The sequence below is a fragment of the Roseomonas rosulenta genome, from assembly GCF_016106005.1.
In the GTDB taxonomy this organism is placed as follows: domain Bacteria; phylum Pseudomonadota; class Alphaproteobacteria; order Acetobacterales; family Acetobacteraceae; genus Neoroseomonas; species Neoroseomonas rosulenta.
This window is the reverse complement of sequence record NZ_JACADR010000097.1, coordinates 1-15,196: the sequence shown is the minus strand read 5'-3', so window position 1 is coordinate 15,196 and position 15,196 is coordinate 1. Positions and strand designations below refer to the sequence as shown.

9 protein-coding genes and 3 pseudogenes are annotated in these 15,196 nt (G+C 65.9%); 1 reads left to right on the top strand and 11 read right to left on the bottom strand.

Going from position 1 to position 15,196, the window contains the following annotated elements:
* Positions 1–124: 124 nt before the first annotated feature.
* The 9 genes and pseudogenes from HW578_RS13335 to HW578_RS27845 form a co-directional block, all read right to left on the bottom strand.
* Entirely contained in the window at positions 125–1,234 is a 1,110-nt protein-coding gene (locus HW578_RS13335) for an HlyD family secretion protein (RefSeq protein ID WP_198371037.1), read from the bottom strand.
* Positions 1,231–2,649, bottom strand: coding sequence for a patatin-like phospholipase family protein (locus HW578_RS13330; RefSeq protein WP_198371036.1), 1,419 nt, complete (start codon positions 2,647–2,649; stop codon positions 1,231–1,233). Before HW578_RS13330 ends, HW578_RS13335 begins: the two co-directional genes overlap by 4 nt.
* A 150-nt stretch (positions 2,650–2,799) precedes the next feature.
* Positions 2,800–4,368: an MFS transporter gene (locus HW578_RS13325; RefSeq protein WP_232478937.1), complete on the bottom strand. Its 1,569-nt coding sequence runs from the start codon at positions 4,366–4,368 to the stop codon at positions 2,800–2,802.
* A 64-nt stretch (positions 4,369–4,432) separates the two neighbouring features.
* Positions 4,433–5,110, bottom strand: a complete 678-nt coding sequence (locus HW578_RS13320; protein ID WP_198371034.1) for a MarC family protein — start codon at positions 5,108–5,110, stop codon at positions 4,433–4,435.
* Between the two features lie 72 nt (positions 5,111–5,182).
* On the bottom strand, positions 5,183–6,874 hold the full coding sequence (gene aspT / locus HW578_RS13315; protein ID WP_198371033.1) for an aspartate-alanine antiporter: 1,692 nt from the start codon (positions 6,872–6,874) through the stop codon (positions 5,183–5,185).
* Between the two features lie 169 nt (positions 6,875–7,043).
* The gene (locus HW578_RS13310; RefSeq protein ID WP_198371032.1) at positions 7,044–8,678 is read right to left on the bottom strand and encodes a porin; all 1,635 of its coding nucleotides are present in this window, start codon (positions 8,676–8,678) and stop codon (positions 7,044–7,046) included.
* Between the two features lie 10 nt (positions 8,679–8,688).
* Complete coding sequence (locus HW578_RS13305; protein ID WP_198371031.1) at positions 8,689–10,389, bottom strand: aspartate:alanine exchanger family transporter; 1,701 nt, start codon at positions 10,387–10,389, stop codon at positions 8,689–8,691.
* Between the two features lie 15 nt (positions 10,390–10,404).
* Positions 10,405–12,795 (bottom strand): aminotransferase class I/II-fold pyridoxal phosphate-dependent enzyme, encoded by a 2,391-nt coding sequence (locus HW578_RS13300; RefSeq protein WP_232478936.1) that lies wholly within the window; start codon positions 12,793–12,795, stop codon positions 10,405–10,407.
* A 432-nt stretch (positions 12,796–13,227) separates the two neighbouring features.
* Positions 13,228–13,399, bottom strand: a pseudogene (locus HW578_RS27845) (IS3 family transposase); the annotation flags it as partial.
* A gap of 224 nt (positions 13,400–13,623) precedes the next feature.
* Between HW578_RS27845 and HW578_RS13295 the strand changes: the two are divergent.
* Positions 13,624–14,184: pseudogene (locus HW578_RS13295) on the top strand (transposase); the annotation flags it as partial.
* A gap of 40 nt (positions 14,185–14,224) precedes the next feature.
* Here the strand turns inward: HW578_RS13295 and HW578_RS13290 are convergent.
* Positions 14,225–14,959 (bottom strand): annotated as a pseudogene (locus tag HW578_RS13290) (IS3 family transposase); the annotation flags it as partial.
* Positions 14,960–15,065: 106 nt separating this feature from the next.
* Positions 15,066–15,196 (bottom strand): ATP-binding protein (locus HW578_RS13285; protein WP_232478676.1); only part of this gene is annotated, 131 nt, incomplete at its 5' end.

The window sequence follows — 15,196 nt, the reverse complement described above, 5'->3', positions numbered from 1 at the left end:
CCTCCGCCTGTCGCAGCTTCGCCACGATCTCCTCAGGCGTGTGCGCCTTCCTCCTCGCCATCCCCAACCTCCCCTCGCTGCCGCCGGGACTACATTACCGGCGGACCGCTTCTACGGGGTCAGGTCAGTTCGCCGTGGCGACGATCCTGAGCCAGAGGCGGGCGAGAGTTGCAACCGGCCCAGCATGCTGCGTCAGCACGACGACGCTGGCGCGCGACCCGACGCGCACGGCAGGAATGTCCCGTCCATCGGTAAGCTCAATCCGCAGAGGAAAGCGCTGGGTGTCTCGGATCCATTTGCGACGCTCGAGTACGCGTGCAAGCTGCCCTGTGCCTCCGACGTCGTGCGCAACGCCCGCAGCAACGCTCTCAACCCGGCCCTCGTAGATCCGGCCAGGCCTCACATTGAAGGCGATGAGCACGCGGTCACCGGCACGGATGTTACCGAGCGTGTTCTCCGGCAAGTTGGCGACCACCCAGGCGCTCTCGGAATCGATGATGGTCGCGACGGTGCGGCCCGCTGAAGCAAACTGACCCGGGGACAGCACGGTGTTCGTGACGAAGCCGTCAACCTGTGCCCGTACCTCGGTATCCGCGAGGTCGATACGCGCACGCCGCAACTGCGCGATCGCGAGCAGGATTTGTGGATTCTCCGCGTCGACAGGTCCGAGCCGCGTGCGGGCCTCCTCCAGACCGGCTTCGGCAGTCTGCACGGCGGCCTGCGCCGTGGCGAGCTGCGCACGCGCCGTGTCTGCCTGCGCCTGGGAATAGACATTGCGCTGCGCGAGCTCGAGCACGCGTGCCGCCTGATGCTGCACATTGGCGAGGTTCGCGCGCGCCTCGAGCACTTTGGCCTCGGCTGATGAGAGCGCAGCAGTGCTTGCGCCCACCCGCTGGCTGGCGTCGGTGAGGTTGGCTTCCGCCTGGGCAACCGCAGTGGCGAAGCGCTCAGGGTTGATACGGAACAGGATCTCGCCTGCACGGACCACCTGATTGTCGCGCACCCGCACCTCGACGATGTCGCCTGAGACATTCGGCGCGACGCCGACGACCGGAGCTTGAAGCGTCGCCTCCGAGGTGTAGGGCGTGACACGGTCGAACAGCACGTGGAGCGCGAGGACGGCAAGGAACAGTCCGACCAGCAGGCTGCCTGTCCCTGGCCGCCAGCGCCTGCGCACGAGCGGGCGCTCTGCGACCGCAGTCTCGGACCGCTGCGTGGAGGCGTCGCTGCTCATCGCGCGTCCCGTGCCGCGGAAAGTTGAGACACGTCCGCTGCCAGCAACTCCCGGATCCGTGCATTTCCCGTCACCGCGTTAATCCCCTGTTCAAGCAGCGCGTCCACATCCGCCCGAGGGATTGTCAGCCCGGTCGGGATCATCTGCAGGCGCGTGCGCAGGGATTCGTCGCCCACATCAGCGAGCGACAGATGGACGAAGGCTCCGTCGACGTCGCGACAGTTGCGTTGCTCGACGCGCGTCGCGGTGCGGCAACGCTCCGCACGAAGTCGCTCGACCACATCCGCGACCTGGCGCCGCATGACCAGGCGGGTCTCGAAGTTGTAGGCGTCGATCTGCGTGCCCGAGACCGCCCCTAGAATCTGCGACAGCCCACCGAACGAGCGTTGCCGGGCGATCTGCGGATCCTGCGCCGCCTCACCATCAACGCTGATCACGATCACGCGCCGGGTTCTCGATGCCAGGCTTCGGAGCGCCTCGGGCTCGTCCTGCAGGCGGAGGAAAATATAGAGCAGGCCGCGTAGGGCGAGGTTGTCCGAGATTCCGCCATCGAGCAGATGGACCCAAGGCTGCCGCGCGGGGTCGGCATAGCGCTCGGCGAGGCGCGCGAATTGCGCACGGCGCTCCGCCTCGCCGTCGAGGTCGCTCCATTCGCGTGGTGGAGCAGTTCGCGGTCGCGCCGTACCGCACCTGTCGGCGTGGTTGCGCAGCGTGATCGCTGAGAAAAGCACCGGGAACCCGTTGGAAGCGGCAACCGCACGGGCCAGCGGGAATGCGTTGAGATCGGAGCAGATGAGACCGAAAGTTGTTCCCAGAAAGGGGAAGGGAACACCGTTCGCGATATCCGTGGCGTTCACCGAGACGAGAGGAGGCCCGCGCCGCGCGAGGTCGCCGAAGGTTGCGCCTCGAAACATCAATGTATCATAGACGCGCGCCATGCGGTCATTCGTGCCGACATCGCTTCGGACCACCCATTCCCAGTGCCAAGGAAGCAGGTAGGTGCCGTAGATGTAAGCGTTGATGTCGCGGTCGAGGAAATCCTCACGAAAGGTCGAGAAGGAGTCTTCGCGGTAGAGGCCATAATGTACCGCAGGAAAGCTGCCGCCAGAGACGGCGGAGATGTAGTCCACCTGATCCAGAAGCGTTGTCCGGCCGACCGGCATGCGGCGCATTCCCTCCAGCGCGCCGTGGGCAAAGGCAGCCGAGCGCTTGCCGCCGCCCGAGAAGGCGAGCAGCACCAGGTGCTCTCCGGTCCTGCCGCTGCTGACCAGTTCGAAGCCATAGTTCGCGCCGAAATCCGCCGCCCCATCGGCGCCCCGTACCAGCGGCGCGTTCAGTGTGTCGCCGGGGCCCTGACAGGCACCGAGTATCGCCAGCATCAGCGCCGCACACAGGCTCCTGGCCATGCCCAGCATGAACGCACCTGGGCGGCGCGATCGCAGTTTCTGCCCAGCCTCCCTCCGCATCCGGTCCTCGCGCGTTGATCGTCGGGGGAGGGTAGGAAGCGCGTGCGCGCCAATCCTGATCGAATTCTGACCGTGTCGGCCCGCCGGTCCCATCGCGCCTCAAAGCGATAGGTAGATCCGGATCGTCGGTGGGGCATCACCACGATGGAACTGTGCAGCGGCTCGCGAGGCTTCATCGTCCAAGAGATTGATGCGGGCCAATCCGCGACGGAGCTCGTGCCAGTCCGGAAGGCGGAAGGTTTCGATCCAATGGTCGGCGCGCGAGATGTCGCGTGCAAGACGCCACGCGACAGCGCCATCACGTCGGCGCGCCAAGCGAAGCGACACCATGGCCGTGCGAAACGCGTCTGCCTCCCCTGGGTCCACGACATAGGCGACCGTCACCAGCACCGGGTGACCGCCCTCCATGAGTGTCTCCCGGACACCGTCGTCAATCGAGGGTTTGAGCGGGGGACGACGGGCCGGTAGTGAAGGATCGGCAACCTCGCTTGGCAGCGGCTGCGACCGGGCGAGCAGGGCGATGACGACGCTCCCGAGCGCCGCCGCGAGGAGCGTGCCTGTCAGCCCGGCATGCATGCCCAACCAGCCCCAGGCGATGGCGCCCAGCCCCATGCCCCCGTTGTAGACCGCCTGGTACAGCGCGAGCCCGCGAGCGCGGACCCAGGGGGCGCAGGCGAGTTGCACGGTTGCCTGGAGGTTGGACGAGCCGATGATCCAACCGATGCCATAGACAAGCATGCAGGCGATCGTCGTTGAGGCAGCCGGGGCCAGCGCAATCGGAAGCAGCGCCGTGCCGGTCAGCAGCCCGGCAAGCATGACGAGGGAGTCGCGGTTGAAACGGGCGCGCAGCATCGGCATCGCGATGCCGCCGAGCACGGCGCCCGCACCGATCGAGCCGAGCATGATGCCATACGACCCTGAGGCAAGACCAAGCACGTCCCGGACATAGAGGGGCAAGAGCGCCCAGATCGCGCTCGCACAGGCGTAGAAGGCTGCGGAGCGAATGAGCGCCGTCCGCACGTTCGGCTCCGCCGTTGCGTAGCGGAGGCCGAGACGGATCGCCCGCCCTATCCGCTCGGGCGGCAGACCATCCGGCTGGCGCGTAGCAGGGAATACGAGCGCCAGCCCGACAATGGCGGCGACAAGGACGAAGGTAAGCGCGTTGATCCCGAAGGCAAGCGCCGCACCGGCCCCGGCGACGATCGCGCCGCCCAACGCCGGGCCAAGTGCGCGTGCCATATTGAAGCCAATCGAATTGAGCACGAGCGCCTGCGCCAGATCCTGCCGTGGGACGGTCAGCGGCACCGACGACGACCAAGCAGGACTGTTCATCGCAGAGACGCAGGCGAGTAGTGCCGTCAGCGCCAGCAGCAGGATCGCATCGACCAGGCCGAGGAGGTAGAGGACCGCGAGCGCGCCCGCGACGACGAGCATGCCGAGATTGGTCCAGATGAGGTAGCGTCTCCGGTCGACCACATCGGCCAGCGCACCCGCGGGCAGCGCGAGCAGCAGGACTGGAAGCTGCGCAGCGGCCTGGGTAAGGCTGACCATGAGCGGGTCCGGAGCGAGGTCTGTCATGACCCACGCGCTTGCGGTCGATTGGATCCAGGTACCCAGTGCGGAGATTGCGTTTCCTGCCCATAGCCAGCAGAAAAGCCTATGCCGCATCGGGGCAAGGGATGCGGGGAGCACCACGTCTAGGTGTCCGCTGCGACAGTTTCGGACAGCGGGACTACGGTGCGCGTTGCGCCAGCATCGGCGAAAGCCAGGCCGCGGTCCCGGTCATCATGATCTGGACACCAATGCACAGCAGCAGGAAAGCCGTGAGCCGTGTCACGATGCGCGCTCCTTCGGGTCCGAAGAATCGAGCAACCGAAGCCGCGTAGCGATAAAAGAAGAGAACCGTCAGCGAGACGCTGGCAGCGATGAGCAGGCCCGAGACTGCGCCAGCTGCATAATCTGCCGCGGAGTACTTCGGCTGTGCACCGAGCGCGATGCTCGCGGCAATGGTGCCTGGGCCAACGGTCAGCGGCAGCGTGAGGGGGAAGAACGCCATGCCGCTCACCGTTATGGGTGTGACCGTCTTGCTGCTGTCCCCGTCGCGCCACTCGGGTTCCGTCAGCATCGCATAGCCCGCAAGCGCGACCACGAAGCCCCCTGCCACGCGCAGCGCCGGCAGGTCGATCCCGAAGAAAGTCAGGATCGGAGTGCCGATGAGGATCGAGACAACGAGCAGGACGAATGAGTATCGCGCGATCCGCCATGCCAGCGCCACGCGTTCTTCCTCGGTGAGCGCACGCGTGCGGTCCACAAATACGAAGGCCATCCCAAAGGGATTGATGATGGTGAAGAGCGTCGAAAAGCCGATCAGGAAGTCGCCGATGACACGGGCGATGTAGAAGGAGTCCATGGCGATCGGCCCTCCTTGCGCCGCATCGGTGGTAGCGCCGCGTGGCGTTGGCGCAGCGGTTGCCGCGCGGCGTCATCCCGCGACGACGCCGACGATGATGGTCCCCCAGGTGGTCAGCAGGATGTGACCGATCGGTACCGCCGGCGTGTAGCCGAGCACCGCGACGGGGCTCTCCGACCGCTCCTGCACAGCCGCCATTCCCGCCGTCATCGTCTGAGCGCCGGCCAGCGCGCCCAGCAGCAGGATTGGATTCATCTTCAGCACGTAGCGGCCGAAGTAGAGCCCGACCACGAGCGGCATGAGCGTGACGAGCATGCCGCCGAAGAAGAGCCCGATACCCGCCTCGGCCAGCGCCGTCAGAAAGATCGGCCCCGCGTGAAGTCCCGTCATAGCCACGAATGCCGCGAGACCGAGCGCGGTCATCAACGAGATCGCCCCATCCGGTATGCGGCCAAACAGGGGATGGCGCGTGCGCAGGTGGCCAACCAACAGACCGGCAAGGAGTGTGCCGACACTTGTGCTGAGCGATATCTTCATGTCGCCCACCGGGATCGTGATGAGTACCCCGGCGAGACCGCCCAGGAAGATGGCGAGACCGAGCGTGACGAAATCCGTCTCGGTCGTGGGTGCCACCACGGCGCCAATCCGTTTCGCGGCGCGTGCCACCACCGGCTCGGGCCCCACCAGGGAAAGCAGGTCGCCACGCTCCAGTACCAGCCCGGCGGAGATCGGCACGGCCTGGTCGCCCCGCTTCACGCCGCGCAGGTAGAGGCTTCGGGTCCACTCTGCGTCGGCCGAGTCAGCCAATCTGCGCCCAGCGACCTCGGGGCTCGTCAAGAGCACTTCGACCGCGGCTACCGGGATGTCGAGCAGAGGATGGTCCTCCACTTCTTCGACACGCGGGCCGAGCAGTTCGACGAGTACGGTCCGCCGCCCGGAAACGGCGATGACATCCCCGGGGGCAAGCATCAGGTCGGGCCACGGCTCCAGCAGCGTGCCGTCGCGACGGATCCGCTGGATGAAAAGCCGGTGGGCGGCCACGCCCGCCTCGGCCTGCGCCACGGTCTTCCCCACCGCGGGGGTATCGGCAGCGAGCCTGTAAGCGCGCAGCTCGAAACTGCGATAGGCAGAGACGACACCCGGCGCAGTGCGGGTAATGCCGAGCTGTCGCTCGAGCTTCAGAGCCTCCTCCTTCAGGTCGATCCCGAGGAGGCGCGGCGCACCGATACTGAGGAACAGGATCAGGCCGGCGGCGCCAAAGATGTAGCACACCGCATCAGCCACGGCGATGTGCGCGACGAAGCGCGCTCGGTCCTCGGCAGGCAGGGGCAGTGCATTGATGGCCTCGGTTGCCGTGCCCATGGCCGGGCTCTCGGTCAGCGCGCCGGACACGAGGCCGGCAGCGAAACCGGGATCGAGGCCCAGAACCTTGGCCACCGCGATCGCCGTCAGCAGCCCGGTCGTGGCGCAGACGACGGCGAGCAGCACTGGCTTGAGCCCGTCCCGCCTCAGCGCCTGCATGAACTGTGGCCCGACGGAATAGCCGATGCCAAAGAGGAAGAGCAGGAACAAGAAGGACTTTGCCATTCCCGACACCGGAACATGGGCAAACTGACCCACCAGAATACCGGCAAACAGCGAGCCGGTGACCGGTCCGAGACCGAAGCCGCCAAATTTCAGCCGACCGATCGCGTATCCGATGGCGATCACAAGAAACAATGCGAGTTCCGGGTACTTGACCAGGAATGCCTCAAGCCAGGCCATACAGGTCCTCCTGATGCGGCAGACAGATCCGTCTAAGGCGGGAGCGTCCGACGGCTGCGAGCAACGCGACGCGATTGTTGGCGCAGAATCCATCTGCATGGAGACGCAAGGGCCCTGGCACGCTGCGCGTGGTCATGGAGACGAACGAGTCGGCAGCCTGCCATCCGGCCTAGAAACGAGCGATCAGGCTGGTCTGCAGCCGCTGCTCGATGCCGTGGCCGTACTGTCCGGCGCCCGCCGCCGCCGCGCCGCCCTGGAGGTCGCGACGGAAGTAGATGTACTCGATGCCGACATCGAGCCAACCGTTGGTGAGGCGGCCGTTGATTTCGCGTGCGAAGGGGCTCCAGATCAGGTTCGCCACGGCCATCTGCATCTCGCGGTTTGTTGCGAGCGCAGCCGAGGAGCCCGGCGCGAACTCCGCCACGTAGCTGGGGTTGTCCTGGCGCGCATAGGCGTAGGCGAAGGTGCTGCGGAGCTGATTCATCCAGGCGAGCCGGTAGCCGACAACAAACCCCCAGGCCGGCGTTGCGTCCATGCTGAAGGTCGTCGTGGCGCCAGGCAGGCCGAGATTCGTGTAGGCGCCCTGGCCCGAATACGCGGAATCGAAGTAGCGGCCGATGCCTTGGCCGTAATAGGTCATGCCGATCAGCTGATCGTTGCCGAATCCGGTCCAAAGGTTGCGCAGGGCGAGGTTCGCATTCAGCGCGACGCCCCAGCCGATGGTACTGTCAGAGCCCGCGCCTGCAGCCGCCGTACCGCTGGTCTCGATCTTCAATTGGCGCACGACGCCGCGCAGCGATGCCTCGCCGAAGTCGCCGCGGTAGGTAAGGCGCCCCAGCAGGTCAGGCACCTGGTTCAGCGCCGGGCTCGCGCCGCCGTCGAAGGTCGAGTCAGGATAGAAGACGCCGGCTGTGCTCGTGTAGTCGGTGTAGGGCGCCTCGATGGAGACCTGACCCGTCAGGCCCGGGGCAAGCCGCCCGGTCAGACGCACCTGCGCCTGGCGTACGGCGGAGGCGTTGAGGAAGGTCGCGTCGGTCAGTGTCTCGATCAGGCCCTCGTTCCAGACGCTGGCCGCCTGCCCGACCAGGACGCGGAACACCTCGCCGCCGACCTCGGCGTAGGCCAGGCGGAGCCGCGGCATGTAGCCGGAGGAGGTAGCCGCCCCGGAAGCGCTCGGCTGGTCTCCGGCGAAGTCGAACTCAACGCGCGTGAATACAGGGCCCCACTCTGACGGCGTCTGCGTGTCGAAGCCGATGCGGGAGCGGCGTGCGGTGAAGCTGATGTCGTTGCCCTGCAGGTCTGCCGAGCTGCCTGCAAGCGGGATGCTCTGCACCGAGGGCGCATCGCTGCGGTCGCGGATGTCAGAGCCGAACATGTTAACCTTGGCGAAGCCGTAGAGGCGGACGGATGTGTCCGTCCCGGGAATGCGCCAGGAATTCGGCATGCTGCCGCGCAGCGCCGCATCGACCTCCTCGCGTGTCACGCGTGGCGGGGGGGCGGCCGCGGGCTGCGCCGGCGTCAGGTCCATCGGCGGCGGCGGCGGCGCCGCGGCTGCGATACGCGGTGTACGGCGCTCCGACGGCGAGGCAGCGACCGGCGCTGCCGCCCGAGGCCTTGATGCGGCCGGCGCGCGCTGCGCGCTCTCGAGTTCCTCGACGCGCCTTTGCAACCGGTCGATACGGTCCAGCAGGTCCTGCATCGTCTGAGCTTCAGAAGAGCCAGGCTGCAGCGCACTGGCCAAGCCGAGGATCGCGAGCGCGACGGTCCGCCCTCCGCCTCGACAAGCAAGGTCGTCACCGCGCATGGCGTGCTCCCTATTGGGCGAGGATCATTGCGAAGTAGCCGAAGACCGTCAGCAGCACGCCCGAGACGGCGTACCCCACCGGGAAGCCGATCCACGGCACGTTGGACTGGATCTCCACCGCCGCTTCTCGGCAGGGGCCGGAATGGCTGCGAGCGCCCGCCACGCCGCCCATCAGCACCGCCGGGTTCATGCGGAACACGTGGTAGCCGATGGCCCAGACAATGATCGGCGGGATGGAGCAGGCGACAAAGCCGACCAGGAAGATCTTGAGTGCGAGCACGCCCGTGAGCTGCACAAGAAGCGAGTTCCCGGCATTGATGCCAACGATCGCGACAAAGACGATGAGGCCGAGATCTTCCAGAACATTGCGCGCTGCCGCAGGCGTGTTGCCGAAGAAGCGCAGCCTTGAGGCGAGGGAAGAGACGATGACGCCCGAGACCAGCAATCCGCCCGCATTTCCAAGCCCGATCGCAGCGCCGAACGCGGGAAACTCGATCTGTCCGATCAGAAAGCCGAGGATCATCCCAAGCGAGAGGGTCAGCAGATCCGTCGCAGTGGAAGGCCGTACCACCCGCCCGAAGGCATTGCCAATCTGATCCACGGCAGATTTCAGACCAACGACGGTCACGAGATCCATGCGCTGGAGCTTGGTATCCCGACCGAGAGGCACCGGGACGCCGGAGCGCTCGATGGCGACAACCTGGATATGATCCGCGCCGGGGAGCGCACGCCATTCCTCGCGTGTCTTCTTGAGCATCGCAGAATTCGTCACAAGGACCTCGGCTCGGTCGAGCGGCAGGTCGAGGGCGGCTCGATCGGAGACCTCGGGTCCAATCAGCCCCATCTTCTCCGTCATCGCCTGGCGCAGCCCGCCCAGTGCGATCACATCGCCTTGCTGCAATGGCATATCCTCATCGGCGCCGAGGGCGGTGCCGTCGCGCACGAGATTGACGAACCGATACTCCGGGTTCTCGCGGAGGAGGTCGCGCATCGTTCGACCAGTCCACGCGGCGTTCTCGAGCCGATAGGCGCGCAGGCCGCCCGCGGTCCAGCCAGAAAGCGCCGGCGCATCGCCTGAGGCGACGCCATGCTCCTTCTCATAGGCACGAGCGGCCTCGCGAGCATCAACGCCCCACCATTTCGGCAGATACTTCGTGATGAGAATAATGCCGACAGTGCCCCAGATGTAGGTGATGCCATAGGAAAGGGCGATCATTGCGCTTACCTGTTCGGGAGTCGTCCCATCGGTCAGGCGGATGACGCCGGCAGTTACGGCTTGTTCGGCTGAGCCGATTGCCGCCGACATGGTTTGCGATCCGGCCAGAATGCCGCCTGCCGCGCCGGGCGGCAGCCCCAGAAGGATCGTGCCACCTACAACAAGCCCCAGTCCGGCAACGCAGGACACGAATGCGAGGAACGTGAACTTGATCCCGTCCCCGCCAAGACTGTTAACGAAAGACGGGCCGACGCGTAGTCCGACGCCATACATGAACAGGTAGTAAAAGAGGCTCTTGGTGAAGCTGTTCAGCTCAAGCTTCTCGCCATAGACCGACGCCCAGACCGAGAGCCCGCAGCCGACGATGATCGCCGCTGCCACCATGCCGAGGCCATAGCCAGCGATCGACTGACGGCCGAGCCACACTGCGAGGCCGACCGTGAGGAACAACAGGATGTAGGGGTTCGTTGCAAGGAAGTGGAAGGCGGCCTGCATGTCGGCGCTCCCGGCTCAGCGCTGCTCGCGGGCGGCGACCGCGTCGGGCTTCAGAAGCTTGAGGCCACGTTCCTTTTCGTAGCCGTGGATCTCCTTCACATCGAGCTTGCGCATGAAGTCGATCGTTTCCTGCGTCAACACCTGGCCCGGCACCATGATCGGGAATCCCGGGGGGTAGGGGATGACGAAATTGGCAGAGACCATCGCAGGACCTTCCCTGAGGCGCCGGTCGCATTCGGCGCCGATGAGCGGCACGTATTCGCAAAGCTCTGGGTGGTAGGCCCCGAAGAAGGCCGCGCGCATGTCGCCCTCGGGCGTCGTGCGACCGGCGTCACCGCGGAAGATCTCGTGAAACTGGCTGAAGTTCGGCAGGTTCGGCACATCGGTCATCAGAGACTTCACGCGCGACGCAAACGCCGTCTGCTCGGCCTCGCCACCATCGGCCAAACGCTTCTCGATCTCGTGGCAGATCTCGACCAGCACGCGAATCAGGTGGGCGACGTCGCTGCGCGTATTGTTGATGTTCGACTGCAGAAGAACGGAATTGCGCGAAGTCTTGTTGAGCTGAATGTCGTACTTAGCCGCCAGCAATCCTTTGAACTGTGTTCCGTCGAATCCGGCCGTGCCGCAGACCAGCGTCATGCGGGTCGGATCGAGATAGAACTCATCCTCGCGCATTGCACCAACCACGTCGGCCCAACTGGTGCCGGGGGCTAGGTAGTCCGTGAAGCCGGATTGCCGATAGGCCGCCGGGATCATGGCGTCAGCGCCGAGCACGCGGAAGTATTTCGAGATCAGAGGATGGGCGTTGACCGCGGCGCGAATCTTGAGCGCGATCTCGATCGCGTTCATCACCAGCCCATAGCCCTCGAGTTCCATCTGCCGCCGCGCGACATCGAGGCTTGCGATCAACTGCTGGTTCGGGCTCGTGGACGCGTGGGTGAAGACCGCCTCGTGGAATTGCGCTTCCACCGTGTGGAAGTCGACGTCCCGGACCAGCAGCATGGAGCCCTGTCGGATCGCGGACATCGATTTATGGGTCGAGTTGGTTTGATAAACGCGGAGCCTGACCTGGCGCGGATCAGGAATAAGCCGCGCAGCGACGAGCGCCTCGTCGGAGGGTGCGTCGCCAAGTTCGGCCTGCTGCTTCTCGAATGCGGCGATGGAATCCGGATCGCGCAGCCAGGCCTCGAGATCGGCCGCCGCGCCCATTGCGGTGCGCGGTCGGAGGAAAGGTGAGAAGCGGGCAAAGCCGGACCACGCCTCGTCCCACAGGAAGATAAGGTCCGGCTTGATCGCCAGGCATTCCTCCATGACCCGCCGCACATTGTACATGTGACCATCGAAGGTGCAGTTGGTCAGATCCAGCATCTTCAGCTTGTGGAGCCGGCCTTCCGCCTTCAGCGCGAGCATCGCGCGCTTGATGGTGGCGAGCGGCACCGCTCCGTACATCGAGTATTCCGTCATCGGGAAGGCTTCGACGTAGAGCGGTTGTGCGCCGGTCAGTACCATGCCGTAGTGGTGCGACTTGTGGCAGTTGCGGTCGACGATGACGATGTCGCCCGGTGCCGTCAGCGCCTGGACCGCCATCTTGTTGGAGGTCGAAGTGCCGTTGGTGACGAAGAAGACATGGTCTGCGCCGAAGGCACGCGCTGCCATGTCCTGCGCCTGCTTGATGGTACCGGTCGGCTCAAGCAGGCTGTCGAGGCCCCCTGTCGTCGCGCTGCTCTCCGCCAGGAACAGGTTGAGGCCGTAGAACTCGCCCATGTCGCGGATCCAGTCCGACCGGAACACGGACTTGCCGCGAGCGATTGGCAGAGCGTGGAAGGTGCCAATCGGGCGCTGCGCGTACTTCTTCAGGTTGTCGAAGAAGGGCGTTTCGTAGCGCGCCTGTACGCCCTCGAGCACGGCGAGGTGCTGCTCGAGCGGCTCCTCGACCGCGTAGAAGATTCGCCGGATCTTCTCCGCCGCAGGGTCGCCCGCAATCTTCTCCACTTCTCTGTCGGACAGCAGGTAGACGTCGAGCTCCGGCCGAACGCGCTTCAGCGCGCGTGCCAGATGCAACGCGGTACCCTCGGGTCCCTCTGGCTCGCCAAGCGGATCAAGGACCGACCGCAGCACGGGCGCATCATGGCGCGAGCGATAAGGGAAGCCTTCGGCCAATACGACAGCGGCGATGGCCGGGTTCACCGCAGCGGCACAGAACGCATCCTCGAACGAGCCGACGAGGATTGGTTCGTACACAAAGGCGTCCTCTGGTCGGCGTAGACGGCGGATCTCTCCCGCGATAGCTGGCCAGCGCGACGCCGGCTGGCTGGTGACATAAAGGACCTCGAAATAGGGGCGCCGCGCGCTCTTGTCGCTCAGGGCAGGTGGTAGGATGTCGGCGATCTCGCCGGCGCCCATCTCGTCATGCACATCCCACTCGCCCGGCCGTTCCCGGTATGCGCGCGTCAGTAGCGCGTTGGAGATGCGCCGCACCAGCGCTGCGGCGCCGGTAGCATCGTTGCTGGCGATCCGCTCGGTCAGGGTGCTGATCAGACGCGCGCCGGGATAGGCGTGGAATTCCTCGATCGCCGCCATCGAGGATACGGCGGCCTCTACTGAAGCGCGGGATCCGATGCCTCGTGCCCAGTTCGACGCGAGGGTGGTGATGTCTCGCCACTGATCCGGCCGAGCCGAATGCATAAGGAAGAAGTTGTCGATACGGACCGGCTGCACGCTCACGCTATGTCCCTCTCGAACTGTTTCTCCTGGCAAATGGTAACCAGAGGAGGTTCTCCTAGCAAATGGTAACCAGAGGAGGTCGCGAATCTTGACGAAATGCTGATCGTGTCGGGTGTTGAATACCTCGCCATTCAGCAGTTCGTCCGGCAGCTTGCCGTTGAAGAATTCGACGTACCCGTTCCCACGGGCCGCAGTGCGAGCGCCCGCACCGGCGATCCATGTCTTCACCGCCTCGGCGATGAACTCCGTCCCCTGGGTCCGAGCGGAGAGGTGCGGGCGTCCCGTGGGCGCAGCGATCTACGCACGCTACAGCAGCGACGCGCAGTCCGAGCAGTCAATTGAGGACCAGGGGTCGTGTCCCGGGTGGTGGTGTAGGACGGCCGGAGCCTGGGGGCGTAGCGAAGCCCCTGGCTGAGCGGAGCGGAGCGCCCCGGGCGGCCACCGCGGTGATCCCTGGCTAGGGTTGGGTTGCTGAGACCTGCAACGCCGAGCCTTGGATCGACCACGATGACCGACGGCAGGATTGCCCTTCGCGCGATGCTGGAAAAGGGTTCCGACGCCACCTTCCTGCGCGAGATGATCGGCTTCGCCGCGCAGCGCCTGATGGAACTGGAGGTGGGCGAGGTGACTGGCGCCGCCCATGGCGAACGCAGCCCGGACCGCCTGGTGCAGCGCAACGGCTACCGCGACCGCGACTGGCAGACGCGGGCAGGCACTGTTGAACTGCGGATCCCGAAGCTGCGCCGCGGCGCCTGCTTCCCTGCCTTCCTGGAGCCGCGCAGAACCGCCGAGAAGGCGCTGACGGCGGTGATCCAGGAGGCCTACGTCCAGGGCATCTCGACACGCTCCGTGGACGACCTGGTCCGCGCCATGGGGATGGAGGGGATCAGCCGCAGCCAGGTCTCGCGCCTGTGCGCCGAAATCGATGAGCGGGTGCGCGGCTTCCTGGCCCGGCCGATCGAGGGCGATTGGCCCTATCTCTGGCTCGACGCCACCTACGTGAAGGTCCGCGAGGCCGGCCGCATCATCCCCGTCGTCGTGACCATCGCGGTGGGCGTGAACGCCGATTGAAGTTGCCCCGGTTCGGTGGACGGTTTGTGGGTAGTGGTCAGTCCTTCATGAGCATCTTCCTCGCTTCGAATTCGATGGGCGAGAGGTAGCCGAGGGACGAATGCCGCCTGGTCGGGTTGTAGAAGCCCTCGATGAAGTGGAATATGGCCATGCGGGCCTCGGCCTGGGAACGGAAGCGGCGCCGGTCGAGCAGCTCACACTCGAGCGTGGCGAAGAACGCCTCGGCCAGCGCGTTATCGTAGGCGTCGCCGACCGATCTGGTGCTGGGGCGGACGCCCGCTTCCTGGCATCGCATCCCAAAGGCCAGCGAGGTGTATTGGCTGCCCTGATCGCTGTGATGCACCACATCGGCCGGTTTCCTCGTGGTGACGGCCATGTCCAGGGCATCGAGGACAAGCTGCGTGCGCAGGTCGTTCGCCATGGCCCAGCCGACGATGCGCCGCGACCAGGCATCGAGGACGACAGCCAGGAACAGGAAACCTGCCGCGGTCGGCACGTAGGTGATGTCGGCCACCCACAGCAGGTTCGGCGCCGGCGCCGTGAAGACGCGGCCGACGAGATCATTGGCTGGCCTGTGCATCGGCTCGCGCCGTGTCGTGATCGGGAAGCGACGCCGCGACACACCGCGCAGCCCGGCCTGGCGCATCAGCCGCGCCACGCGCTTGCGGGCGATCGCCGTGCCCTCGGCCTGCAGCTCGGCATGCACGCGGGGCGCGCCGTAGGTTCCGTGCGAGCCTGCATGGATCGTTCGGATCCGGCGCAGCAAGGCGGCGTGTCAACGCCGGTTGAATTCTGACCCGCTTTGCGTGGGGTCGCCGATCGAAACCTGACCCATGTGATGCCCGGGGTGGGGCTCGCCCCACCCCGGGCGGCGCCTCTCAGCGGCTTTCCTTCTTCGCCATCACGCCTGCCCGGCGCTTGTCCTTCAGCCGATAGCTCTCGCCGCTGATCTGCACGACGGTCGCGTGGTGCAGCAGGCGGTCGAGCATCGCCGCCGTCAGCACCGTCT